The sequence below is a fragment of the Rouxiella badensis genome, assembly GCF_026967515.2.
GTDB classification, from domain to species: Bacteria; Pseudomonadota; Gammaproteobacteria; order Enterobacterales; family Enterobacteriaceae; genus Rouxiella; species Rouxiella badensis.
This window is the reverse complement of sequence record NZ_CP114062.1, coordinates 738,883-764,604: the sequence shown is the minus strand read 5'-3', so window position 1 is coordinate 764,604 and position 25,722 is coordinate 738,883. Positions and strand designations below refer to the sequence as shown.

20 protein-coding genes, 2 pseudogenes and 1 other annotated feature are annotated in these 25,722 nt (G+C 49.0%); of the genes and pseudogenes, 7 read left to right on the top strand and 15 right to left on the bottom strand.

Going from position 1 to position 25,722, the window contains the following annotated elements; translation table 11 throughout:
* Nucleotides 1-293: 293 nt before the first annotated feature.
* A complete protein-coding gene (locus tag O1V65_RS03695) occupies nt 294-611 on the top strand; it encodes a hypothetical protein (protein ID WP_244370776.1) in 318 nt (105 codons plus the stop codon).
* Here the strand turns inward: O1V65_RS03695 and O1V65_RS03690 are convergent.
* Nucleotides 608-2,365, bottom strand: coding sequence for a hypothetical protein (locus O1V65_RS03690; protein ID WP_269130187.1), 1,758 nt, complete (start codon nt 2,363-2,365; stop codon nt 608-610). The genes O1V65_RS03695 and O1V65_RS03690 overlap by 4 nt on opposite strands.
* Nucleotides 2,366-2,403: 38 nt before the next feature.
* On the opposite strand from O1V65_RS03690, the pseudogene O1V65_RS03685 reads away from it, so the two are divergent.
* Both O1V65_RS03685 and O1V65_RS03680 read left to right on the top strand, forming a co-directional pair.
* Nucleotides 2,404-3,212, top strand: a pseudogene (locus O1V65_RS03685) (IS3 family transposase); the annotation flags it as partial.
* Nucleotides 3,213-3,265: 53 nt separating this feature from the next.
* A protein-coding gene (locus O1V65_RS03680) for an IS3 family transposase (RefSeq protein WP_269130186.1) occupies nt 3,266-4,484 on the top strand; the annotation gives its coding sequence in 2 pieces (ribosomal slippage) (nt 3,266-3,564 and nt 3,563-4,484; 1,221 coding nt in all).
* Nucleotides 3,553-3,668: a sequence feature (AL1L pseudoknot), on the top strand. (Overlaps the previous gene by 116 nt.)
* Nucleotides 4,485-4,526: 42 nt before the next feature.
* On the opposite strand, the pseudogene O1V65_RS03675 reads toward O1V65_RS03680, so the two are convergent.
* The 12 genes and pseudogenes from O1V65_RS03675 to O1V65_RS03620 all read right to left on the bottom strand — a co-directional run.
* Nucleotides 4,527-4,733 (bottom strand): annotated as a pseudogene (locus tag O1V65_RS03675) (IS110 family transposase); the annotation flags it as partial.
* 92 nt (nt 4,734-4,825) lie between these two features.
* A complete protein-coding gene (locus tag O1V65_RS03670; protein WP_269130185.1) occupies nt 4,826-5,554 on the bottom strand; it encodes an SDR family oxidoreductase in 729 nt (242 codons plus the stop codon).
* A gap of 518 nt (nt 5,555-6,072) precedes the next feature.
* Nucleotides 6,073-7,023 carry a PDR/VanB family oxidoreductase gene (locus O1V65_RS03665; protein WP_269130184.1) on the bottom strand — a complete coding sequence of 317 codons (951 nt, stop codon included), beginning with the start codon at nt 7,021-7,023 and terminating at the stop codon, nt 6,073-6,075.
* Between the two features lie 57 nt (nt 7,024-7,080).
* Entirely contained in the window at nt 7,081-8,352 is a 1,272-nt protein-coding gene (locus tag O1V65_RS03660; RefSeq protein ID WP_269130182.1) for a cytochrome P450, read from the bottom strand.
* 105 nt (nt 8,353-8,457) lie between these two features.
* Nucleotides 8,458-9,225, bottom strand: a complete 768-nt coding sequence (locus O1V65_RS03655; RefSeq protein WP_269130180.1) for an SDR family NAD(P)-dependent oxidoreductase — start codon at nt 9,223-9,225, stop codon at nt 8,458-8,460.
* Between the two features lie 46 nt (nt 9,226-9,271).
* A complete protein-coding gene (locus O1V65_RS03650) occupies nt 9,272-10,747 on the bottom strand; it encodes an APC family permease (RefSeq protein ID WP_269130179.1) in 1,476 nt (491 codons plus the stop codon).
* 607 nt (nt 10,748-11,354) lie between these two features.
* Nucleotides 11,355-12,080: a TetR/AcrR family transcriptional regulator gene (locus O1V65_RS03645; RefSeq protein WP_269130178.1), complete on the bottom strand. Its 726-nt coding sequence runs from the start codon at nt 12,078-12,080 to the stop codon at nt 11,355-11,357.
* A 196-nt stretch (nt 12,081-12,276) separates the two neighbouring features.
* Nucleotides 12,277-12,666 carry a RidA family protein gene (locus O1V65_RS03640; RefSeq protein ID WP_269130177.1) on the bottom strand — a complete coding sequence of 130 codons (390 nt, stop codon included), beginning with the start codon at nt 12,664-12,666 and terminating at the stop codon, nt 12,277-12,279.
* Between the two features lie 35 nt (nt 12,667-12,701).
* Nucleotides 12,702-13,490: an acetoacetate decarboxylase family protein gene (locus tag O1V65_RS03635; protein WP_269130176.1), complete on the bottom strand. Its 789-nt coding sequence runs from the start codon at nt 13,488-13,490 to the stop codon at nt 12,702-12,704.
* A gap of 92 nt (nt 13,491-13,582) precedes the next feature.
* Nucleotides 13,583-15,364 (bottom strand): hydantoinase B/oxoprolinase family protein, encoded by a 1,782-nt coding sequence (locus tag O1V65_RS03630; RefSeq protein ID WP_269130175.1) that lies wholly within the window; start codon nt 15,362-15,364, stop codon nt 13,583-13,585.
* Nucleotides 15,365-15,366: 2 nt separating this feature from the next.
* Complete coding sequence (locus O1V65_RS03625) at nt 15,367-17,439, bottom strand: hydantoinase/oxoprolinase family protein (protein WP_269130174.1); 2,073 nt, start codon at nt 17,437-17,439, stop codon at nt 15,367-15,369.
* A gap of 510 nt (nt 17,440-17,949) precedes the next feature.
* Nucleotides 17,950-18,357 (bottom strand): nuclear transport factor 2 family protein, encoded by a 408-nt coding sequence (locus tag O1V65_RS03620; protein WP_269130173.1) that lies wholly within the window; start codon nt 18,355-18,357, stop codon nt 17,950-17,952.
* A gap of 384 nt (nt 18,358-18,741) precedes the next feature.
* Here O1V65_RS03620 and O1V65_RS23095 point away from each other — a divergent pair, with 384 nt between their 5' ends.
* Nucleotides 18,742-18,927, top strand: a complete 186-nt coding sequence (locus tag O1V65_RS23095; RefSeq protein WP_337251915.1) for a hypothetical protein — start codon at nt 18,742-18,744, stop codon at nt 18,925-18,927.
* A 183-nt stretch (nt 18,928-19,110) separates the two neighbouring features.
* Here the strand turns inward: O1V65_RS23095 and gabP are convergent, their stop codons facing one another.
* Together gabP and gabT are read right to left on the bottom strand one after the other, a co-directional pair.
* Nucleotides 19,111-20,511: a GABA permease gene (gene gabP / locus O1V65_RS03615; protein ID WP_026110288.1), complete on the bottom strand. Its 1,401-nt coding sequence runs from the start codon at nt 20,509-20,511 to the stop codon at nt 19,111-19,113.
* Between the two features lie 95 nt (nt 20,512-20,606).
* The gene (gene gabT / locus O1V65_RS03610; RefSeq protein ID WP_165429371.1) at nt 20,607-21,869 is read right to left on the bottom strand and encodes a 4-aminobutyrate--2-oxoglutarate transaminase; all 1,263 of its coding nucleotides are present in this window, start codon (nt 21,867-21,869) and stop codon (nt 20,607-20,609) included.
* Between the two features lie 109 nt (nt 21,870-21,978).
* Here gabT and pdxR point away from each other — a divergent pair, with 109 nt between their 5' ends.
* The 3 genes from pdxR (at nt 21,979) to lhpH (ending at nt 25,606) form a co-directional block, all read left to right on the top strand.
* Nucleotides 21,979-23,493, top strand: coding sequence for a MocR-like pyridoxine biosynthesis transcription factor PdxR (gene pdxR, locus O1V65_RS03605; RefSeq protein WP_026110287.1), 1,515 nt, complete (start codon nt 21,979-21,981; stop codon nt 23,491-23,493).
* Between the two features lie 242 nt (nt 23,494-23,735).
* Nucleotides 23,736-24,434, top strand: coding sequence for an RluA family pseudouridine synthase (locus O1V65_RS03600; protein WP_017490110.1), 699 nt, complete (start codon nt 23,736-23,738; stop codon nt 24,432-24,434).
* A gap of 173 nt (nt 24,435-24,607) precedes the next feature.
* Nucleotides 24,608-25,606, top strand: coding sequence for a trans-3-hydroxy-L-proline dehydratase (gene lhpH, locus O1V65_RS03595; RefSeq protein WP_017490109.1), 999 nt, complete (start codon nt 24,608-24,610; stop codon nt 25,604-25,606).
* Nucleotides 25,607-25,722 lie beyond the last annotated feature (116 nt).

Below are 25,722 nucleotides of genomic sequence, written 5' to 3'. Positions count from 1 at the left end.
AGAGATATCCCGCCCTCGATCACCTCCTGATTGGCCGTGCCAGATCAGGTCATGCCAGTCAGCGCGCACGTGGTACGCAAAAACGAGGCGCTCGAACTGGTTACCACTGTAGTCCTCGAAATGAACCGGAGAAACCATTATCGTCGCAGTCCTCGCTCCCTTTTCTTCGACTATTTGTCTTCAGTACGCCTCGCTACGCTCCAGTGAGTTTCCGCGATAGTCAATGAAAGCCAATGAAAGCCACCAGATCTTGGTGACGAATCTTGAATCGCCAAACGATCACGGAGTTCGATATGCAGAATAACCCGTTTGAGAAAATCGGTCACGACATTGCCGTCGAAACTCACCCACAGCCTGTATCTCTTCCCCTGCCCGGTTCGAACGCCTATAGCGACCTTCCGCAATTTACGAAACATGGCGTTCTGTCATTTCGTCGCACTATCCACCGCCAAGAGCTGCGGCAGATAGTCCTCTTAGCCGAAGTAGAAGCGTGGATCGAGGAACGCAAACAATCCTCGCGCTCCGGCAGCAGATCAACAGGGCCAGACGTCACACTACGCAGGACACGCCCCGTCAATGGGCTCATTGCAGTATCAGATAACAGTACCTAACTTCTGTTGCTGGGCCCAGACGTTCCGAACCGACGGCGATACTCTTCCGCCCCAAGTGCCATCACCTCAACGTCATGCTCGGTCACGTCGATAGCGTTCTTTACACTAAGCTCCCGCTTTAGGATTGCAAGCTCTGGAATAAACTTCGGCTCAGCCCCTCCATTAAATATCGCGGGAAGAAGCAAATACGCGCGTGACTGCCTATAAATATCAAGAAAGCGGCTCAGGTTGACATCGGTTTCTGCATGCATGGTTTGCATACGTGATGCCATCATGAAGGTCTTGCCTGACGTTTCGCCCTCATCATTAGAAAGCCTGGAAGTGATAAGAACACGGTAATGCGCCGGATGGTCAACAGAGACTCCACGCAGAATCGCCATGTAAATTTCGTCCTGCTTATCGACCGTTCCTAGACGTTCACGCCAACGTGCAAAGATCTTCCTGGCGGCATCCTCGTGCTTAAACATGAGCGCAACCCCTGGAGGATACGAGGGCCCCCAATGAGTAAAAGCAGTTCCGGACCAACCGGCTTGACTCCAAAGATGAACATCTATAACAGAGCGAACACCAAGATCGCGATGGTCGCTTGTTGGGAACGGGGCACTTCGTTTTCCTACCGTCGAGCGACTTTCTTGATCCTCAAACGTGTCTAATAAACGGTGGGTGATTACGGGACGCGACAGCTCAAGAGTGAACTCCGATATCGCCATCTGCGTCCAATCGCTGAGCTTCGATAGTCCTTCCTTGTATACGCGTTGCCGACTATTGCCGACAACTACGACCATGCTGATGCGGTCAAGCACCGCCTCATTGCCGAAGAGATGTTCGAGCGTTTTCCGCATATCCTCCACGTAGCAAGTGGCAGCAAAAATCTCAGCAGCCAATCCGATCAACATCTTCTGGACTTCGGCCTGTCGGGCAAATGTAGCGGGTAACAGTCCAGTCGGCCAGCGAACTATCGCCGTCATTTCATCAGTATTGATCGTAAAGTCCGGTGCCAGCACTTCAGAACTATCTTGAAGTGAGATAGTGAAGTTCTCTGTATGCGCTGCGGCGCCGCTTTCGATTGCGGTTGCAAAAAATGCTTCGACGGAACCTATTACTGCTTCTGCGGCAAGAACTAAGGCATCGGAGCACGGGTGAAAGACAGCCACACGAATGCCTAGCACTCTTGAGACAAGACACTGCGAGTCTGCCTCGTTAAAGATGACAGGACCATGCAGGTTGCTAGATGCCGGTTGGCTAGCAAGCAAAGTAAATAGCTCGGCCACACTCTCTGGCGTCTCTTCTTGCGGTATTGATCCCTCCCGACGAAGTTCGGCTTCATGGCCGAGGGCGTAAATCAGCGAGTTTCGACTCTGTTGCAGACCGAGTCCACGAAGAACGTCAGGCAATCGCACAACGTGTTGAAGTTCTTCCGCTGTGAAATTTAAAATTTGGCTCGCCAGAATAAGATCGAACTCCGTAAGTCGCTTCGCGACACGCTCTTTTGATGAGTCGTCGAGCGGAAGTGTCGCCGTACAACCTCGAACTAACCGAACGGCTTCGAGAGCGTCTGGAAGATGCCGAAGTTCGACAGCAATCCAAGCGAGGGTCATGACCATGGGTACGATCGAAACCGGAAGGTCACTGTCCTCCTCGGCTTCGATGAACATCGAAGCCATTGCAAAAATGCATGTAGCCCGCGCAGCCCAGAGCAATCCTGCACTACGATAAGCAAACGTGAGCTGAATCGCCACGGGTTTAACAGACACCTGAGAGTCATTTAAGATGACTTAAAAGAGAGGTGCCCATGAGCGGTAAACGTTATCCCGAAGAGTTCAAAATTGAAGCGGTTAAACAGGTCGTTGATCGTGGTCATTCCATCGCAAGCGTCGCCACCCGGCTTGATATCACCACACACAGTCTCTATGCCTGGGTAAAAAAGTACGGTCCTGATTCTTCCAGTAATAATGAACAGACAGATGCTCAGGCCGAGATCCGCCGTCTTCAGAAAGAGTTGAAGCGGGTTACCGACGAACGGGACATATTAAAAAAAGCCGCGGCGTACTTCGCAAAGCTGTCCGACTGAGGTACGCCTTTATCCGCGACAACAGCCGTTACTGGCCTGTTCGTTTGCTCTGTCGGGTTCTGGACGTCCATCCGAGTGGATTTTATTTCTGGCTTCAGCAGCCACATTCACAGCGTCACCAGGCAGACCAGATGCTGACCGGGCAGATCAAACAGTTCTGGCTTGAGTCTGGGTGCGTGTATGGTTATCGTAAGATCCATCTCGATCTGCGTGATACCGGGCAGCAGTGTGGAGTGAACCGGGTCTGGCGGCTGATGAAGCGTGCCGGAATAAAAGCTCAGGTTGGGTCCCGTAGCCCAAGGGCACGTAAAGGCGAAGCCAGTATCGTGGTACCCAACAGGCTCCAGCGGCAGTTTAATCCGGGCTCACCGGATGAGCGTTGGGTGACGGACATAACCTACATCCGAACCCACGAAGGCTGGCTTTATCTGGCCGTGGTGGTTGACCTGTTCTCCCGTAAAGTTATCGGCTGGTCAATGCAACCCCGCATGACTAAAGAGATTGTCCTGAACGCATTACTTATGGCGGTGTGAACCGTACCGGGTTTTCGGGAGACTAAACTCTCAGTGAAAGGAGACCCGAAATGACATCCAAACGAGCAAACCGTCACCCACCAGAGCTGCGTGAGCGGGCTGTCCGAATGCTGCTGGAACAGCGCAGTGAATATCACTCTGAACATGCCGCCATCAACTCCATCGCGCCAAAAATTGGCTGTAGCCCCGACACACTCAGAGCCTGGCTGCGTCGACATGAACGCAATAATGGTGCAGGTGATGGCGGGCTCACAGGCGATGAGCCTCAGCGACTCAAAGAGCTGGAGCAGGAGGTTCGTGAGCTGCGGCGCAGCAACGATATTCTGCGCCAGGCCTCGGCTTATTTTCGAAGGCGGAGTACGACCGTCTGTGGAAAAAATAATGCCGCTGCTGGGTACTCTCAGCGGTAGTCACGGGGTCGGACCGGTATGTCATGAGCTGAATATCGCCCCGTCGACGTACTACCGGCACCGTGAATACCGCCAGCATCCGGAGAAACGTAGTCAGCGTGACCATCGTGACGACCAGTTGAAACCGGAAATACAGCGAGTGTATGACGAAAACTACAGCGTCTATGGCATCCGTAAAGTCTGGAGGCACTTACAGCGTGAGGGCTTCAGCGTGGCCAGATGCACCATCGCGCGACTGATGAAGGCTATGGGTCTGGTCGGAGTTCTTCGGGGTAGAAAAGTGCGGACTACGGTCAGCCGGAAAGACGTTGCGGCAAGCGACAGGGTAAACCGCCAGTTCGTGGCAGAACGGCCCAATCAGCTTTGGGTGGCAGATTTTACGTACGTGAGCACCTGGCAGGGGTTCGCCTACGTGGCGTTCATCATCGACGTGTTCGCAGGCGTTATCGTGGGCTGGCGGGTGTCATCGTCCATGGAAACCACGTTGGTACTGGATGCGCTGGAGCAGGCTCTGTGGGCCCGGCGACCGTCCGGCACTATCCATCACTCGGATAAAGGCTCGCAGTACGTATCGCTGGCGTACACGCAGCGACTGCAGGAAGCGGATCTTCTGGCTTCAACGGGCAACACAGGTGACTCTTATGATAATGCCATGGCCGAAAGTATTAACGGGCAGTATAAAGCGGAGGTGATACACCGGCAGAGCTGGAAAAACCGACAGGAAGTGGAGCTGGCCACACTGGCATGGGTGGACTGGTACAACAATCGTCGGCTGCTTGAGCGGCTCGGCCACATCCCACCTGCTGAAGCAGAAAAAGCATATTACGCTTCCATCGGGAAAAAGGATCTGGCAGCCTGAGTTCCCAGACTTAACACTCTCCCACAAAACCGGTACGGTTCACATAGCGGCGAAGGTTCGCCCCCAGAAATGAGAAGTAGCGCAGGCCTCCATCGCAATAAGTGTACCGGGTTCGAACTGTCGGATGGTATCCAGCAATTTGGAACGTGAGATTTTTTTATTCAATGCGACGGATCCATCAACATTCCAGACGCATACCTGAAATACAGATTTGGCGATATCGACACCAACAACTCTGATCGTGTTCATGTGATGTTACTCCCGGATTAATGCAGTCAGTAAAAGTATGGCACTGACTACCTTAGGAAGGGGCGTCCATCACATCACTACAGAGAAAGCCTCTATTGGGCGGTAAAACCACCATCAATAACCATTTCTGCGCCGGTGATGTATGTAGACTCATCTGATAATAAGAACAGTACCAATGAAGCTATCTCATCCACTTCGGCAAAACGTTTTAGCGGAACAGCGTCGGCACGATATCCCAGACCTTCAATCATCGGTGTTTCAGTATCACCGGGGTGTACACTATTCACCCGTATATTTGCATCTGCAAGATCCAGCGCTGCGGCTTTGGTCATTCCCCGTACGGCAAACTTCGCGGCAGTGTAAGCAAAACAACATGGGTAGCCAACAATACCGGCAGTTGAAGAGACTGTGATAATCGACCCACCCTTTTTCGCTCTCATTGATGTAGCGGCTGCTTTCATCCCTAAAAAGGCACCCACTTGCATAATATCAATCAGTTCCTGGTACGTTTCCAGACTGGTGTCCTCCAGAGAGGCTTCTACAAGAATGCCCGCATTATTCACCAGACCATCAATTGGACCGTCAAAGAAGTCTTCTGCAAAGCGGATAACATTCTTCCAGTTATTCTCATCACGGACATCGTGCTGGATAAATTGCACTGAATCACCCAGTTCTTGTACCAATGCTTCTCCTGCAACGACATTGCGATCAGCAATAAGAACTTTAGCCCCCTCGATAATAAAACGTCTTACCTGCGCTTTCCCCATACCACTGCTGCCACCAATTACAACAATACCTTTACCATTAAGACGGGTTTGCATATCAGCCTCAAAATTTTAGCTATTCAATATTCCTACGCATAAATTCACTCACAAAAAATTGCAACGATAAATAGTTGCGTGTCCTGACGTAAACTCTTTTAATATTATATTTTGCAAGTAATTAGTACGCTTTCACTGCCATCTGGTGCGACATCAGACTTGCCATGTCTCGCGCTAACGTATTTTATAAATGGCAGCCTTTCCGCTACCGGGTACCGCGATTTAGCCATCTGATTTTACACCTACCATCGCACTTATAATGACAGTATCAGAATATGGGATTGAACAATCTATCTATAAAAAACGCCGTCACGACACAAGATAAAGCATTATTGCCTGATTTTTTTAACGTAAAATCAGCCACTGGACGGGACCCACTTTAGCGGATTTTGGCCGTTAGCCAACGGCGGCACTTTCATGTAAAACCAGGTAGATCAGCCAATTTAGAGCTGAGCGTTAAAGATGAAAAATGTCCACTGCAAGGAAGTGCTTCCGAAACCAGATGTATATCTTACATACTATAAATCAAGCACTAACTCAGACGACATCGCTCTGGAAACACAAATCAGCATTCGATCATTTGCACTTTTTTCATCATCAGTCAGCACTGAGTCACGGTGCTCAGGAATTCCCCTAATTACCATGGTTTCGCAGCTCCCACACACGCCTTCACAGCAGGATGCCGTGACATAAACGCCAGCAGCTTCCACAACGTGTAAAATGGTCTGGCCTGGCTTGACTTGCAGCGTTAACCCAGACTGTTGAAGAATGACTTCGAAAGTTTCATTCATAACCGGTTCGGCCTGCGCTCTTGCCGCAAAGCGCTCAATAACGAGCTTATTAATATGTCGGGCTTTGCAATGCTCTTCTACAGCATGCAGTAATGGTTCCGGGCCACAGCAATAAACATAAGTACTGTCATCCACACCGCCAATCCATCCCGCCAGATTGATATGCCCGACTTCAGCTTGCGGTTCCAGAAATACCTTGTCAGTATATTTTTCAATTTCGCCCAGATATGCCATTGACGCGCGGTCTCTGCCACCGTAAACGAGTTTCCAGTCGGCCCCAGACTTCTCCGCCTGATCAACCATGGCCAGTATGGGAGTAATACCAATCCCGCCAGCAATAAATAAATATTGTTGCGCACTGACTAATTCAAAATGGTTGCGCGGGCCTTGGGATAAAACAGTGTCCCCTTCTCTGAGCTCATGAACTCGCTGGCTGCCCCCCCGGCTGTTAGGCGCGAGCAATACGCCTATTCTCCACACGCTATTATCATCTAAGGGACCACACAGGGAATACTGTCGTACGCATTGATCATCAAAAATAAGGTCGATATGGGCCCCCGCTTGCCATGAAGGTAATGCTTCACCATCAGCACTGACAAATTCGAGAGAAACAACGTCATTAGTTTCCTTAACACGTGATTTTACTTTCAACAAAATTTTCTTTTCATTATTACTCATGATCTTTCCACCTTACTTTTAATAATCTGTAACTTATATTCATTCAACATCTGACTTTCATACTGCCCAGGTTAAAGGCAAAGACTGAATAGTCACCTCAGAACCCCTTTCCACTAATTCCGCCCCTTCGGCGATTGAATAGTCAGGAATAAGGGCATGAAATTCCTCCATAGCAATTTGCAACTGAGCACGCGCAAGGTGCATGCCAATGCAACTATGGGCACCAAAACCAAAGGAGAAATGTGGGCCAACTTTACGATCAACCAGAAATTCGTCTGGATCGGTAAATCTTTTAGAATCACGATTAACAGCGTCGTTGAGGGCATAAACCATATCGCCTTTTTTTAATTCAACACCGTGCCAGTCGATATCTTTTCCCACCTTGCGACCTACGCCCCAAATCACGGTGTAATAGCGGATCACTTCTTCTATAAACGTAGGTATTAGCGTAGGGTCATCATGAATTTTTTTACGGTCACCGGGGACTTTTGCCAGGTGATAAAGCACCCATCCCATTTGTGCTCGAATCGTCTCCATTCCGGCAACCACGTAAATGAGGCCTATCTGGCGAATTTCGTCATCAGTCAGTAATCGGTCTTCTATTTTCACCGTTGTTAAATGGGTATACAGATCGTTCTCTGGATCTAATGGTTTTTTTCTACGGTCATTAATCATGATGTTGGTAATGTCATGAATTGACTGGACGGCGGCATCCATCAGCTCAGTGCCCCCTGTCTCACTTGCCTCGAGACCGCCAAAACCGCGCGTGAAATCGTTGATGGCATCCATCAGTTTAGGTGCCAGTTCCATTGGCATATTTGCTATGCGCAGTAAGCTATTAATGGGTAATAACGCGCAGAAATCCCAGGCAGCCTCAACTTCGCCTTTAGGGAAAAAATTTTGAATCAGGCTGCGTGAAGAATCACGCAAAATGGGTTCAAAGAGCGCAATACGTTCTTGTGAAAACCACGGGGCCAGCAGCTCTCGATATTTACGGTGATGCGGGGGATTGACGTTAAGTGGCAGCAGAACATGCTCATGCTTGGTTTCGGGTTCAACAGCCATAACCGATTCAGTCGTAAAAATATCGGCTTTTAAATAGACTTCGCGCACTAATTCTGGAGTCGTGACTACCCAAAACCCCTGGCCAAATGTACTAACGCGCACAGGCGTTCCATCGTCGCGAATATCTTTCCACATTTCTCGATAAGAACCTACCGGGCGAATCTTTGCATAATCTAAGTGCATGACAGGGCAGCCGCCGCTGCGAGCCACAATGTTGTTATGCATAACAGGGCAGCCTTGAAGACCTTCATTATTACTCATCATTGCTCCTAAAACTCCAGGGTGTTGTTCCCAACAGGAAATAACATGCCCGTAACAGCCATTGCAGGACGCCGATGCGATTCAGACACCGGCGCGGCAGGGTCACGGTTATTGCGCGGTTAATCCGCCATCAACGAGGATGGAGGTGCCGGTAATGAGGCTGGACTCTTCGCAAGCCAGGAAAACAGCCACGGAGGCAATTTGTTCAGGCTTACCTGTGCCTAATGGCTGAACACTTTTGAGCATTTTCTCAACCGCATCAAGACCACCCAGGTTTTCGATATATTCAGTATTCATTGGAGTATCAATCCAGCCCGGGCAGATGACATTGGCGCGAATGTTGTCTTTAGCATATTCAAGAGCCGCGCACCTGGTCAGCATCAGGACTCCGCCTTTAGACGCGCAATAAGCAGCATGCAAGTCTTCGCCAACAAAACTGTTAACAGAGCCGATATTTATAATTACGCCACTGCCGTTACGTTGCATGGCTGGAATCGCATATTTTGATCCCAGAAAAGCACCTTTGAGATTAATATCAATCGTCCGATCCCAATCCTCTTCTGAGATGTCTGCCAATAATGCATCGGTGACAATCCCTGCGTTATTACAAATAATATCCAGCTTTCCAAATTCACTTTCTGCGTATTTAATGATGCCGTCAACGTCTCTGGCTACTGCAGAATCCGCCTGAATAATATGAATACTTCCGGCCGACGCCATGGATTGTGTTTCTTTCAACCCCTCGATATTTCGATTGGTTGTTGCGACAACTTTTGCACCTTCATTAGCAAACGCGATAGCGATTGCGCGGCCAATACCCGTAGCCGCGCCGGTGACAATAGCAACCTTGCCTTCCAGACGATTAAAGCTTTTCATAAATACCTCGATAAGTGACTAATCAAAAACAATTTAAATTGATAGCTTAAATTCTATTACCACCAATGCGACGATAAACATCAGGCCTTCTATTTTTATTGTACAGTGCAACAGCGCTCCCAAGGATAAACACCCCAAAGGTGATGCACTCAAGAATAATCGCCTGCATCTTCCCTCCTCCAATCAGCAAATCAAAATGGCTTATGGCAAGGTAGAGAATAATCAACAGCCCTATAGATGAAACCACAGGGGCTACTACAGATTTAAACTTGCTTACGCTTTTGATAGATGAGCGGATAAAAAAGAAGAATACTGAAACGCTGGTAATAAACATCAACAGCATAATTGCGAAACCGCCCACCCCTGCAACCTGTCCATAAATAACAACAGGATCGCTTTTTATTAAAATAAATGCCAACACCAAAATTAACGTTAACGCACTGACAAATATGCTCGCAATATACGGGGAGTTATGTTTTTGGTGAACCGCTGAAATCGATTTAGGCAAAACACCGTCTTTACTTAAAGTATATAAATAGCGTGCAACAATATTCCAACCTGACAACATGGATGCAAAAAGTGATGTTACAAGCAGAACGCGTGTCACGTCGACGCCCATCTGGCCCACGTACCGCAGCATGGCCACCGAGAACATATCTGCCGGGCTTTTATTGGCATATTCAACGGCGGCGTTATCACCAAATGCTGTAATCAGTATCCAAGCCGCCAGGGCATAGAACAGCCCAATGAATAGCACCGCCAGATAGGCTGCACGGGGCACGGTTTTGACCGGGTCTTTCACTTCATCACGAAAGACGGCCGTTGCTTCAAACCCAATGAATACGGTGACTGCAAACAGTAACGCTAATCCTACCGATCCAGAGGTAAAGGCTTTCCAGGTAAAGGGTTCAGTATTAAACCCTTGCGCTCCACCATGAGAAATAACAGAAATATTAAATATCACGACAATAAGGACTTCAAGGATCATCGCCGTGGTCAACACTTTAGTGGATAATTCTATCTTGAGAAATGACAAGACACTGCACGCTGCCCAGCAAAGTAAGGCATAGAAGTACCACGGAATTTCAGGCCCATAAAATGTATTATGCACAAGGTCTCTGAAATTAATACCTAAAAAAGGCATGGTGCAAAAAGTTAATAAAAGATAACCATAGATAGCTAAAAATGCTGCACCTAACCCCGGCACTTTACCCAAACCAGCGGTAATATAAGCATAAAATGCCCCTGGATTGACAATATACTGGGTCATCTTGGTAAATCCTACCGCGAAGACCAGCATTAATATCATTGTGGCCACGAAAATTAATGGCGCACCAATTCCATTAAATACAATAACGAAGGGGATAAAGCCTGAAACTACCGCTATCGGAGCAGAGTATGCAAGAACGGTAGACAGCAATTCTAAAAGACTTATTCTACCTGTGAGCTGTTTATGTCCCTGATCCACGGTAGAATTTAATGCAGCCGTACTTTCAAGAGAGCTTGATACTTCTTCAGACATGATCTGGCTCCGAACGCATTATTAATTGCGCAGCAATGATAGTGAAAAATATTACTGTGTGGTGTAGTGATTAACGATCACAGGATTTATTTAAAGGTGTTGCTACATTACCGATTTCGATTTTTCATATAGCTCTCTCGTCAATATTAATCATTCGCTTTCTTCAGCAAATATACCGTGTGCTCAAACTGGCACTAAATCTAACCCTTACATTGATACTATAGGAGCGAACGTTCGTTCACAAGCATTAGTTTACTAAACCACTTGTGACAATAGATAATTAATTAATTGATTTACAAGGATATATTACAATTGTGTAATGAAAATATTATACCCATAGGAAAATTATATGGCTGGCGGGGTGCACCTTAGAGCCTATCCCAGTAGGCGTAATTGTCGCAGCCAGTTTGGACACGGACAGCGCGGAGGAACCGGAGCGTACACGTAGTACCTGAGGATTCTGAGCACTGCCCAGGGACAAAATGGCAAGTAAAATATCCCTAATGGGATAGACTCTTAGAGCAATGCGTAGTCGGTTTTAACTGATGGCAAAGGCTTTACCTGGACCTTGTAGCCACCAGAAGTAGAAATGTGAAGTAGATAATGATTATTTTGAAGGAAGTTTTAGCATTCTGGCGACAAGTTCAAGAGTTTGATCGGCTACGTCAGCAGGATCAAGAGGACTATCGGGCTCATACCATTCACCCGCCCGATCAACAATCTGATGAACCAGGAAGACTTGCAACGCAGTATCAATTTTGGCGTCATGAGGGATAGTCTGTTCAATCAACTCTTTCAAAATAAGGCGGTACTCTTTCATCGCCTGTGTGTATTTCACCCTGGCCTCGTCAGGCAGCTCTCTCATCATGAGTTCAGGGTTAAGGAGCGACGCCGCGGCACGAGCAAATGTACGGTTCATCACCGCAAAGAGTACGTGGCGGCGCAATACACAGAAAAGGGCATTTTCAGGAGCTCGAGGTATGGGGTGCTTTAGGATTGCAGCGTAGAACGTACTCAGCACATAATCTAATGCCGCAATAAGAATGTCTGTCTTGGCATCGTAATGGTTATAAATTGCGGGTGCGCCAATATTTACTGCTTTCGCGATTTCACGCATTGAACAAGCGTTGTAACCCCGGGTGGCAAATAAATTTATTGCTGACAGGAGTACTTTGCCACTTGTGCCGTGCGTCGCCGCCTCAGGACTACCGCTTTCTACACCATTAAGCTTAATTCGAGCCAGATAGGGAGTTTGAAAGGGTTTTTGGTCTGATGCATGATCAGCATTATCACTATGATTATTCAGGTCATTTTGTCTTTGTTCTGTTATCATGTCACCCTCTTTGCGTGGCGAAATAAACATGCCCCCACAGTAAATATGAACTATTTTCTCCAATATTTAATAATATTGGTATCTGTTCACCAAATGATACAGGTCGATAACAGTCGGGAAAAGCTTTTTGACCCCAGATCAGTGAAAGAACGTTTATTCACACTCTGAGGCCCAAAAAATCTTAACAATCTCCGGGTCAAACTTCTGCAACTGCCTCCACTTCAATCTTCATACCTTTAAAAGCGAAAGCGGGAACGCACATCACAACTGAAGCCGGGGACACACCCTCTGGCATAAAACTGCGTCTGACTTCCTTAAAGATAGGATAGTCTGCGCCGTCCAGGATGTAACATTTCATTTGAACGACTTTTGAGAAATCACTGCCTGATGCTTGCAAGACTTTTTTTAGATTTTCAAAGGTCGCAATAGTTTGCTCACGAAAATCATCGGAAACTACTTCACCTTCACTTCCAGCGCCATACTGACCAGAAACAAAGACCAGCCCTTGTGTTTTTACCGCCTGCGAATATTCCAAATTTCTCGCCCAGTCGAACGGACCACGCAGATATTTCGTATTGCTACTCATAAGCTGTCACCTTTATTCTGAATGCTAGTTTACTGTTATAAAATGTCGCTAGATTGAGTTTTATAATCATAAAGAAGTTCGCCCTCTGGCAAATCAGCATCATAATAAGACATCCAGCATTGCAGCACTTCTTTTGGTTGGAAAAGGTACACAGGATTAGTGGGGTCCAGTTCGCCCAGCGTGATATTTACTGCCCCCAACCAGCGTTGGTCATTCCCAAATCCATCCTTGAGGATTGTTTTAGGATTAGACACAGTAATGAGCTGTGCAATATCAGGCTCACCTCTTCCTAATCGGTTTGGAATTATGCGGCAGGTCAGGCTTGGATAAGAAATCTCACCGATCATTGAAGGAAATCCAGGTTGAGTTTCCGGGGAAAAAATCACGTCAATGAGGGGTTTGCCATTTTTTCTGCCGTGGAAAATCCACTTCCCACTTTCATGAAGCATTTGCATTTCAGCAATTTTTTTCGGGAAACCCCACATTTCACGGCCACAGGCCATTGAGCTGTCACTGTCAACATAGATGACCGGATTATACATATAGATTTTACCTTCAAATTTTACTCTGACGTAAAACCACATTTCGTTATAAACACCAAACGGCGTCTCGGGATAAGCGCTAACTACGGCTGAAATCACGGGATCCTTATCTGCCAATTCCACACCCGGAGGAAGAAAATCAACAATGCCATTTTTTTCAATGGTATACAGCATATTTATGCTGAAAGCATTGCGGTATTTATAAGGAGGAGCATGGTAAATCTGTGCAGGACCGTAAGGCTGAGAGAACGTAACGTCGGTAATTTTCTGCAATGAGCGCATTTTAAATTCCTGAGTATAAGAGTGTCTTTAAAGAAAGTTTGGTTTTAAAAGGTAAAACACAGAGGCTCATTACGGGGCCTCTGCCCTAGCCTTTAGGCGCGCAACTGACGTGTTGCATCAATATCGACAGCCAAAGATTCATCGATAATCTTGCCGGTGAAAGCGACACCGTAAACAGATTTGGCTTTCTCAAGAGAGACATAGCCTTCAAGTACGTCGTTCAAAACTCTCTGCGTATCACGCTGAAGCGGTGAACCATAACCACCACCGCCCGCATCGATGCCCACAATGCTCTGGCTTGAGGTCATCACCATTTGTCCAAATGAAGGAATGTTTTCTTCTTTGTCTGAGGCCTTATCTTTAAGGCACATGAAATGACCACGACCAGACAAACCACCTTGCGTACCTTTAGCCGGGTTAACACGTGAATCTGCAAAAACGGCCACTGTCATATCGCCAAAGCGTGGACTGTATTCGACCAGAGTACTGGCACCGCCTCGAAACTTGCCAGCACCGCCTGAATCAATAACCAGTTCAAGCTTTTCAAAATGAACAGGATATTTCTGCTCATCGACTTCAATAGAGTCACGTAACAAAAGCCCCCCCGTTACCGGAACGCCCATCGTCAGCCAACCATCAGCAACGGAAGACGCAGCGCCGCCCATAGCAGTCACGACCAGTTGGTTCACGTAAGGCACATTATTTCGGCGGCTATCTTTACCGGCGATCACCGAAGTACCCACGCCCAATGAAGCTCCGCCTTCGGCCAGTCCGAAACTGCCGGCAGAGGATAATGCCGTCTGAGTGGCATTAATTACGCGGTCAGCCAGATTGCTGGTCGCCATGGAACAAGAGGTCGGATGAACCGGATAACCCACGATGCAGTTTTCACGGATCTTGACGTCAATGCGTTGCAGCGTGCCGTGGTTGTGCGGCATGTCTGCATCCAGTATGTTGAAAATACCGGTCACCGCGCAGTTGGTAGACGTGGCCCGTGACATATTGATCCCCGCACGCAGACAATCGATATTGTCCTGAAGATCAATAACGATGCGCCCTTCATCAGCATCGACTTTCGCAACCACTTTAACCGGAATGCTTTCATCGATAATGCCAGGCAGCGGATCATGATGCGTAAGGGCTTCATAAGTGCCGGATTTCATCTTCTTAATCGCATGTTCGATGCGACGCTCAGAGTAAGCAAACCATTCTTCGACAAAGGTCTGAATAGTTTCTAGGCCATATTTTTCAGCCAGCTCGGTTAGGCGACGTTCGCCGATACGGGCAGATCCCAGGCAAGCAAGGTAGTCACCGTACCACTGGTCAGGTACGCGAATGCGCATCCGGCAAAGGCGAATAATGTCTTGAACATCTTCATAGTTACGTTGAATGCGGGTTGCCGTAAAGATCAGCGCCCCTTCTTCGTAGACGTCTTTTGCCATCGGCATATAGGTTGTCGGGAAGCTATTCCCAATATCAGCCTGGTGCGCCTTGGCAACGGCTGTAAACAGATGCTTACCCTGAATAAACACCGGCACCAAAATGGTATGGTCTGCCGCATGCGTATTGCCGTTATAAGGGTCGTTGTGCAAAAAGGCATCGCCCTGCTCGATGTCTTTATGCAAATTAGACATGGTCGCGGTTTGCAAATGCGAGCCAAAAATATGTACCGGCAGACCTTCTGCGGTAGCCAAGAGTCGGTTATCTGCCGTAACAATCGAACAAGAGAAATCGCGTGCCGTGGTCAAAATAGCTGAACGCCCGCTGCGTAATAGGGTATTGGTCATCTCACGCAAAATGGCGTTAACGCGGTTGGCGATAACAGCAAGTGTAGCCGGATCAATAGTTGAAGTAGCCGAGGTTGAAGTCGTCATAATCATGCTTCCAAATCGATGAGATAGTTTTTGTAGGACGTGACGGTCGCCGCCATTCCCGGATAAACAACGACGGTGGTCGTCGGTTCTTCAATGATGGCAGGGCCTTGAATTACAGTGCCTACAGGCAATTCCGGACCATCGTAGCAAGGTACATTCACTGCACCGGTGTCATGGAAGTGAGCCAGACGAGTGTCGTGAGGCTTGTCTTTATTGCCGGTATTCATCACCACCAACTCTGGTTTGGCGACGATAGCCGTCATGCGTGCTTTCCAGGAAACGGCTTCAACAAAGGAACCACGGTCAATCACGGCAAACACACGATGGTGAACTGCATGGAAATCTTCCACGAATTGGTCAATATCAGCCTGAGTGGTGAAGCGTCCCTGACGAAGAGGGACTTCCAGTTCCCATGCCTGGCCTTCATAACGCACTTCTGCAAAGTAGCTGCGCTCAATTTGAGTAATATCACGCTGGGCTAGCCCTGCTGCCACAATGTCAATTTGTGCATCGAATCCTGCAAGGACTTGGTTAATCTTTTCGAAGTTTGGCTCTCGAGTACTAAACAGCGAAGTGGCAACGAACTCTGAAATAATGTCCGAGAACTGTGCACCACAGGCGCTCAGCCCACCGGCTGTGCGAGGTATGAGCACCTGCCTGGCACCGGTTTCTTTAACCACCATCGCGATGTTTAACCCCGCAGCGCCGCCACCGGCAACCATCAGGCAGTCACGTGGGTCGACCCCTTCATTAACGGTAATTTCTTGCACCGCCTGAACCATATGCTCGCTGGCGATACGCATGATTCCCACCGCGGCTTCTTCCACCGAGATACCCAATGGATCGGCAATGGTCGCGATAACTGCACGAGAAGCCTGCACATCCAGCACCAGGCGTCCGCCAAGGAAGTTATGCGGGTTGAGATAACCTAATACTGTGGCGGCATCGGTAACTGTTGGATGTTTCCCACCGTTTCCATATGCGGCGGGACCTGGTTCACTGCCCGCGCTTTCTGGGCCAACGCGCAGCAGTCCACCTTCATCTACCCAGGCAATCGACCCGCCACCAGCGCCAATACTGCGAGCATCCACAGAAGAAAGTCCGGTCAGATGGCCGATATAGCGACCGCCCAGCCAGGTTTCATTGGTGAAAACGACGTTACCATCACGAACCATGCTTACGTCAAAGCTGGTACCGCCAGTGTCACAGATGATGACGTCTTTGGCATTCAGCTCGGCGTGACCATAGACCTTGCCGGAAATGGGTGCCATGGAAGGGCCGCTGCGAGTTGAGTAAATAGGTCTTTCAACCAGACCTTCAACACTCATCACGCCACCAAAGGAAGTCGCAGTAAACAGCTCACCTTTAAAGTTGGCTTCTTTGAGATCCACGGCCAGATTGCGCAAATGCTGCTGCATCAACGGCTTCAGGGAGGCATCAATCACAGCGGCAGATGCGCGACGATATTCGCGAATAACCGGGTTAATTTGGTGAGACAGGGTGTAAGGTATGCTTGGAAGTTCATCCTCGATAAGCTTGCCAAGCATGATTTCATGCTCGGGATTGGCGATAGACCAAAGCAGTGAGACTCCGATAGCTTCAACTTTCGCGGCCTTGATTTGGCGCAGAACTTCACGGGCAGACTGCTCATCAAGTTTCTTGACGATGTTACCCTCGGCATCTACACGCTCTTCAACGCCGAAACTCAGGCGACGCGGGGTGTAAGGCGCAGGATAAGCCTGAGAGAAATCATAAGCGTTTGGACGTCCACCTTCCCTCAGCAATAATGTGTCCTGGAATCCTTCTGTGGTCAGGAATGCAGTGCGTGCGGTTTTATCTTCCAGAATGGCGTTCGTTGCACGAGTCGTCGCATAAATAAAGATGGAGGTATTGGAGATAAGATGATCGAGGGTGATCCCCAACGTCCTGGCCGTGACACCCAAGGCTTCCTTAATCCCGTTAAATACCCGGGAGTGATCGGTCAATGCCTTGTTTACGATTAAATTATGTTTGGAATCGGCAACCACCACATCGGTAAAGGTGCCCCCTGTATCTACTGCAATACGATAGCTCATGCAACAACACTCCAATTAAGGCGCAGTGACGCCTTTTATTAATCATGAAAGACTCAACGGGAACGTAGTATTCTCCGGTCTTTTGTAAGAAAACCAATCCTCAACTCATCTCTTAAAAAAATACATTTGCATACTTTGTGTAACCTTCTCCAAGAAGTTTTATTATATTTCTTAATAAAACCCTTAAATTCAGTTCTTCGACAGATGATTACAACGTATATGAACGAACGTTCGTTATCAATGTTTTTTTTGAGTATAGTTAAAAGTTATGGCTGGAGGATTATTAAGAAGAAAAAATGATGGTGAGCATAAAATACATATATATGCTTCAAAAACAACAAGTAGCAAGGCATAACATAGTGAAAGTTAATTTTTTTAATAAATTACAAATGTCAGATCGGAGAGTTGGTGAATAGAATTAACAGGCTTATAAAGTTTAATGAAAAATTTGAGGAACAGGCTTAGCCATCGCCAAATTTCAGGATGCATCCATGCATCCTGAAATTTATATTAATTCCAAAAATCGTCAATTGCGCCCTGGTCTCCATCATACATTCTGCATGTCTTAATTTTTTCATTTTCAATGGTATAAACCACAAGCTTTTTGGTGACTATTTTTTCTTTTCCATCTCTTTCCATTGATTCAGTCGCGATAACGACAACGCCGTCGTCACCGGAAAGGATAATTTGAGGTGCTTCGAGCACTACCCATCTACCATCGCACATTTCTAACAGTGGTTTTACCCAGCGTTCATGCAAATCTTTGCCTCCGTGAAACTGACCGGCAAATTTACTGTGGCCAGCCTGATAGGCTACAAAATCATCAGCCCAGAAGCTCTCACCTGTTGCCACATCACCTTGTGACCATGCATAGAAATAGTCATTGATTAACTTACGGTTTTTTTCAGCCAGGTTCATTATTACCCCTCAAAAAGCGCATTAATTAAACATGAACAAACGTTCATACATAACCTAGCATTAAAGGTTTATTGCAGCAAGCAGTAATGAGTGTTGTTAGAAAACTCCGGGGAAAACAGCTAAACACGGGGGTTACGAGGTGCTTTTAATCCTTTTTATCATAAAAGAATCTGGCTCCCTGTCAGCAGTTGCACAAAGCATCTACGTCCGCTTCACGCCCTTGATCCGCTCCAGTTGACTAACACAGCCAGGCTTGTAATGTCCGCTTCAAGTACTGGAGAATACAGCCAGACCTCATCGGACACAGTTCCACTTAGGACAGGCATCTTTGATGCTAGCTTTAGCCGGGCTTACTTTTCAGAAAACAGCATAGTAACGATCACCATATGCCGAGGATCACTCAAACCAGACTTAAGTACCCCACAATTTTTGGTGGTCATTATGGTGGTCTTGACAGAAAATAAGTTCACGTTTAGCCTATTTAATAGCCAGTTACTGGCAAAGGCGATCCCAGTCAGAGGAGCCATATTTATGTTCTCATGCATCTTCGCGAGTCTTTATCTCATTTAGACTCAACAAATTAGCGTGAAAACTCTTCCCGATGCATTTTCAGTTATCCCTCTCTCTCGCAAAGTTTCCGCTTCACACTACCTATACCTGTTAATCAATCTCGGCAGTTCTCCTCAGCGTTATCCCAACCATCGCATCAATACGCCTAAAAACTTTAGGCATCCTTGCCCGAAATATCCCGCGTTACGAACGCAGCGCCAAAGTTTCCTCGTTTTTACCCATAGAGCGTTTGTGATGCACAATACGACTGGTGACCAGTACGGCGAGCGTTAACAGGCCGGTCGCGATGATTTCACTACGGTGTTGTGGGTTGAACAGCATGGAGATGAGTATTCCGACGATGAACACCATGGTTGCCCAGGTTAATCCAGGGAATAGCCACATGCGGTAACTGAGTGTTTCACCGCGCGCCTCGCGTTTTTTACGCAACACCAAATGTGAGGCGGCAATCACCAGATAGACCAGTAAAGCAATGGCGCCTGAACTTGCCAGCAGGAATTCAAAGACCGCTGCGGGTGCCAGATAGTTGCAAATCACCGCAATGAACGCGGCTGCCGTGGAGGCAATAACGGCAACCCACGGGGTACCACTGCGCGTGGTGCGAGAAGCAGCAGCGGGTGCATCCTGACGACGTGACAGCGAATAAAGCATGCGTGATGCGGTGTAAAGTGCGGAGTTAAGGCAGCTACAAACGGCTACCAGCACCACCACATCGACGATTTGGCGCGCATACGGAACATTCATCATTTCCATCGCTGTTTGGTATGAACCGGCTTTCATCAGCGACGGCGTATTCCAGGGGACCAGCGCAACCACAATGAAAATCGACAGCAGATAGAACAACGAGATACGCCAGATAACCGAGTTGGTGGCTTGGGTAATCTGCTTTTTCGGCTCACGCGATTCTGCGGCGGCGATGGTAACAATTTCGGTTCCCATAAATGAGAACATGGTCGTTAGAATGGCTGCCAGTACCGCACTGATGCCGTTAGGCATAAAGCCGTGGGTCGCATAAAGATTTGAAATACCCTGCGTACTGCTGCCCGGCATGAGTCCAAATATCGCCAGACTGCCGGCAATCAGGAAAGCGATAATGGCAACCACTTTCAGTAGTGCAAACCAAAACTCAAATTCGCCATAGTTCTTCACGCTAAACAGGTTAGTCACCGTCAGGAATGTGGTGATCGCCAGCGTGTATTCCCAAATTGCAACCTGCGGGAACCAGCCGTGCAAGATAGTGCCTGCGGCGTTGGCCTCTAGCGGAATAACCAACACCCAGAACCACCAGTAGAGCCAGCCAATAGTGAAACCGGCCCAGCGTCCCAGTGATTTGTCGGCGTAGGAGGAGAAGGATCCGGAGTCGGGTGAGGCAATCGCCATTTCAGCCAACATACGCATAATCAATACCACCAGTGCGCCGGCCGCGATGTAAGCCAGTAACACGGCCGGGCCTGCTTCGGCGATCGCATGGCCAGAGCCGACAAACAGTCCGGCACCAATCACACCGGCAATAGATAACATCCGTACATGACGCGGCTTGAGGCCTTGCGCCAGCACATCGGCATTCTGTGAACTCATTGTTATTCTCCAGATTGTCTCTCGGGTTGTGCTCTGTACAGCCCGGCAGCAGCAGATGATTAGCCCAGACCGCAGTGCGGGCTGGGTTAGTTGAGGAATGCCTATGAATCCTGATATGGCTTCAATATGCCGCTGAGGATGTCCAGCGCCTTGCTGAACTGCGTATCAGGAATGGTTAGCGGATAGAGGAAGCGAATCACGTTGCCCTGCGGACCACAGGTCAACAGCAATAAACCACGCGCCATTGCCTGTTGCTGAATCGCCTGAGCCGTTTGCGCCTGTGAAAACTCCACGGCGACCATCGAGCCCAACGCGCGGATATCGGTGATGGCCGAGCAGTTGGCACGCGCACTGCTCAGGAAATCGACCAACTGAGCCCCGAGTCGTACCGAACGTGCACAAAGCTGCTCTTCGGCAATAACATCAAGCACCGCATGCGCCGCCGCAATTGCCAGCGGGTTTCCGGCGTAAGTGCCTCCAAGGCCGCCGGGACCCGGCGCGTCCATTATTTCTGCGCGACCGCTTACCGCCGACAGCGGCATGCCCCCTGCGAGGCTTTTTGCCATGGTTATCAGGTCAGGTTTGACATCGTAATGGTCCATCGCAAAGAGTTTTCCGGTGCGAGCGAAGCCCGTTTGCACTTCGTCGGCAATCAGCAGAATACCGTGCTCATCGGCCAGATTACGCAGGCGAGTCAGGAACTCAGGCGGGGCAATGTGGAAGCCACCCTCGCCCTGCACCGGCTCCAGCACAATCGCGGCTACGTCCTGTGGTGCAATATCCTGGGTAAAGATATCGTGCAGGCTGGCAAGTGCGTCTTCAACGCTGATACCGGTTATCGGGTTCGGATAACGTGCATGCCACACCGAGGCAGGCATCGGACCAAAGTCGCGTTTATACGGCGCTACTTTGCCGGTCATTGCCATGGTCATGAAGGTGCGGCCGTGGAAGGCGTTGCCAAAGGTAATAATGCCGTGACGGCGCGTTGCTGCGCGTGCCACTTTGACGGCATTCTCTACCGCTTCGGCACCGGTCGAGAAGAAGGCGGTTTTAGCTTTACCGGCAATTGGCACCACACTGTTAATGCGTTCTGCCAACGCAACATAGCTCTCATAAGGCGTGACCTGAAACGCAGTATGGGTAAATTTTTCTAACTGATCGACAATCGCCTTAACGATGCGCGGGTGGCGATGGCCGGTGTTCAGCACCGCGATACCGCCCGCGAAGTCAATCCAGGTATTGCCCTCAACGTCACGCAGCGTCGCGTTCTCTGCCTGCTCGACATACCACTGGCAAAGATTTCCGGTGCCGCGTGGGAGTGCATCATCTTTGCGTTGTTGCAATTGACCGTTTTTACCTTCCATAACTTTTCCTTAGCAATAAGAGTCTTTACAAATCACGACAAACACGCTTATTTATCCCTGTGCCAAGGTTTGTTGCCAGAGCCACTTCTATAGAAAAGGGGGGATCCAATTGCGGAGTTTGTACGCCGATCATGTATTAGAGCGTTTGCGGTGTTTGCCGGAAGGGACGCTGCAACAGCGCCTGTTGGCGTGTATGCAGGCTGCGATTGTGGAGGGAATATTTCCACGTGCCACGCGATTACCGGCTACGCGGGATTTAGCGCGCGAACTGTCGGTTTCTCGCAATACCGTCCTTAACGTCTATGACAATTTGATGTCACAGGGTTACGTCACGGCGCGAACCGGTAGCGGCACCTGGGTAGCCGAAACGCTGCCGGAAAGGTGTTTAAATAGTCCGCGTAACGACGCTCTCAGCCTGCCCCTCGTCGCCAAAAGCGCGGCCATCTCCAAGCGCGGCTCGTCCTTGTTGGGACATGCAAACGCCTCGCCGTATCAGTGGGGTGCCTTTGTGCCAGGCGCACCCGATGTCACCCAATTTCCACATAAACTTTTTAGCCAAATTCAAGCGCGGCTTAACAAAGAACCCGATATAGACAGGCTTATCTACAGTAGCAATGGGGGCTGCACGTATTTGCGTCAGGCGTTGGCGGAGTATCTCAGCGTTTCGCGTTCAGTACGGGCCGATGCCGACCAAATAATTATCACCGAGGGAATTCATCAGGCCGTGGATTTGGTGACCCGTGTGCTCTGCGATCCGGGGGATCTGGCGTGGATCGAAGAACCGGGTTATTGGGGAACACGTAACCTATTGCGCATCAACGGGCTAAAAATTCAGGCCATGTCAGTGGATGAACAGGGCATTATCCCTGACCTGCCGCCGCGAACCCCTGTGCCAAAAATGGTTTTTATCACCCCGTCACATCAATATCCACTTGGCGTACATCTCAGTCTTGAACGGCGAAAACAGCTCCTGGATTTGGCGCGCAAACATAAAACCTGGCTAGTGGAAGATGACTATGACAGTGAATTTCGCTTTGCCGGTCAACCCTTTCCATCGCTGCAAGGTTTTGAGCCTGATGCGCCGGTCATTTACATGGGCACCTTCAGTAAAACACTCTATCCGGCACTGCGCCTCGGTTATCTGGTGGTACCAAAAGCATTAGCGCAACCGCTCCGTGTGGCAGCGGCTGAGCTCTACCGTGGTGGGCATCTGCTGGTGCAGCGTGCGCTGGCGGAATTTATTCTAAAAGGGCATTACGTGGCGCATATTCGCCGTATGCGTAAACTCTACAGCCAGCGACGGCGCTTTTTGGCCAACTTGATTGAACGCTACTTAGGCAAGGATTTTATGCCTCAGGTGAATCACGAAGCGGGTTTGCACCTGGTGATCAATCTCCCTACCGGCTGTGACGATGTGGCGGTTGCCGCTCTGGCGTTGCAGCGTGGCGTAAAAGTGCGGCCCCTGTCGCAATATTATATGCATCTGCAAGAGCGACGCGGACTGCTGCTGGGTTATGCCTGCGTGGATGAAAGGCAGTGCCAGGATGCGTTCGGCGTGCTCAGAGCGTGTTTGATTCAGTTTGGGATTGTCGGGCGCGCGGAAAGCCTTAAGTCGGAGGGTTAACTGATTAACGGCGGGATGCGCAATCAATCGCAATCTGTAGCGAGAAGCCACAGCATCTGTCGCTTAAATACAAAACGCCTGATGTAATTGATCAGGCGTTAGGATAAAGAGAAAGTATCAACCGATATCAGAACGGGTCACAACATTACCTACCCCAGGCCGACTCTGTATTCATATGCTCGGCTCGCCAGTGAGTATAAAATTCGCTATCATCCGCTCCCGCTCTTCATCCCGGTAGCCTGATGTCCAAGATAATCGATACTTTTATTGCCCCGCCTTGCCATGACAAGATTGAGATTCTCTATCAGGACGATCACTTAGTACTCATCAATAAGCCCACAGGGCTGCTCAGCCTCTCGGGGAAAAATCCGCAAAATCTGGATTCAGTGCATTATCGGCTGGTAGAGCTATTCCCCGGCTGCACCCTGATCCACCGCCTCGACTTCGGGACGTCTGGACTGATGGTGATTGCCCGCAATAAGGCTATCAATGCCGCACTTTGCCAGCAGTTCAGCGAGCGCACGGTGACCAAAACCTACAGCGCATTACTCTGCGGACATCTGGCTCACAACGAAGGGATCATAGACGCGGCGATTGCTAAAGACCCGGCGCTGTTTCCGCTGATGTCGATTTGCGCCCTAAATGGCAAGCCTGCTCGCTCCGGTTATCGGGTGGTTGAACGCTTTTATCATGCGCTGGAAGACGGGAGATTACTGCCATTGACGCGGGTCCAGCTGACTCCGGAAACCGGACGCACCCATCAGCTGCGCATCCACTGTCAGCACCTGGGCCACCCTATTTTGGGCTGTGACCTGTATGGCGGTCTCCTGCTGCCCGGTACCGAACAGACTCCTCGCCTGATGCTGCACGCCAGCGAGCTGCATTTTATTCATCCCATCAGCGGCGAGCGTATAAAAGCTCATCAAGCCAGCCCGTTCTGACTTTCTGCTTAAAATGGGGGGGGAGTGGGAAGGGATTACTGTGCTTTGCCTCAGGGTTTAATAACTCGCCTGCCGACATCAAATCGTCCAAATTTTAGAACGGTAGTAACGTTGCGTTAATAATAAACAACCTCTAAATTAACTCCTTTAATACATGGAGTTATATCAATAAAATGCTTACGCTTGAAACGGTTGAAGTCCACACGGCTGGAGAGCCTTTTCGTATCGTTATTTCAGGCTTACCGGAAGCACAGGGTGACAGCATTGCAGAACGCAGAACATGGTTTCGCCAATATGCTGATGATATTCGCCAGGCATTAATATTCGAACCTCGCGGACATGCAGATATGTACGGGGGCTATCTTACGCAGGCGGTCTCCCCCGGTGCGGACATTGGGATAATCTTTATCCATAACGAGGGATATAGCGACCTCTGTGGTCATGGGATTATCGCATTAGCGACCGCGGCCGTAGAGCTAGGTTGGGTTGAACGGACCTTACCGGAAACACGTGTTGGTATTGATGCGCCCTGCGGTGTCATAGAGGCTTTCGTCAATTGGGATGGCAATCATGCCAATGGTGTCCGTTTTATTAATGCGCCGTCTTTTATTTATCATCGCGACGTAAAAGTCAGCACGCCCACCTTCGGGGACGTCATCGGCGATATCGTTTACGGGGGAGTATTCTATTTTTATACTCGCGGCAAATCGCATGGATTACCAATACGTGAATCCTCAATTGACGCTCTCACGCAATTTGGTGCCGAAGTCACCCATGCCGCAAATACTAACTTCTTGGTTAAACATCCTGACTCCGCTGAGGAAGGCGTAATCTATGGGACAGTGATTGATGGTGAGCCCAGGCATGCCGGATCGTCTCAGGCAAACTGCTGTATTTTTGCTGACCGTGAGGTAGACCGTTCTCCTACAGGAACGGGGACTGCCGGGAGAGTCGCCCAGCTGTTTCTACGGGGTGAGCTTCAACGAGACGAAATATTGGTCAATGAGTCAATAATAGGTTCTGTCTTTCGAGGAAGGGTCATCGGTGAAACAACGGTCGGGGATTTTCCGGCAATCATCCCCGAGATATCGGGCAATGCTTATCTATATGGATTCTGTAAATGGCTCATCGACCCACGCGACCCTTTTAGAAACGGATTTTTAGTCAAGTAGTGTGGGACAATGAAAGCTGGCGCTACAATGACGCCGGAGCTCGTACTGTCCGAAGTAGACTTACCGACCAATAATACATTAGCGACGAGTTACCGGCGTAAACATTATTCACGTGG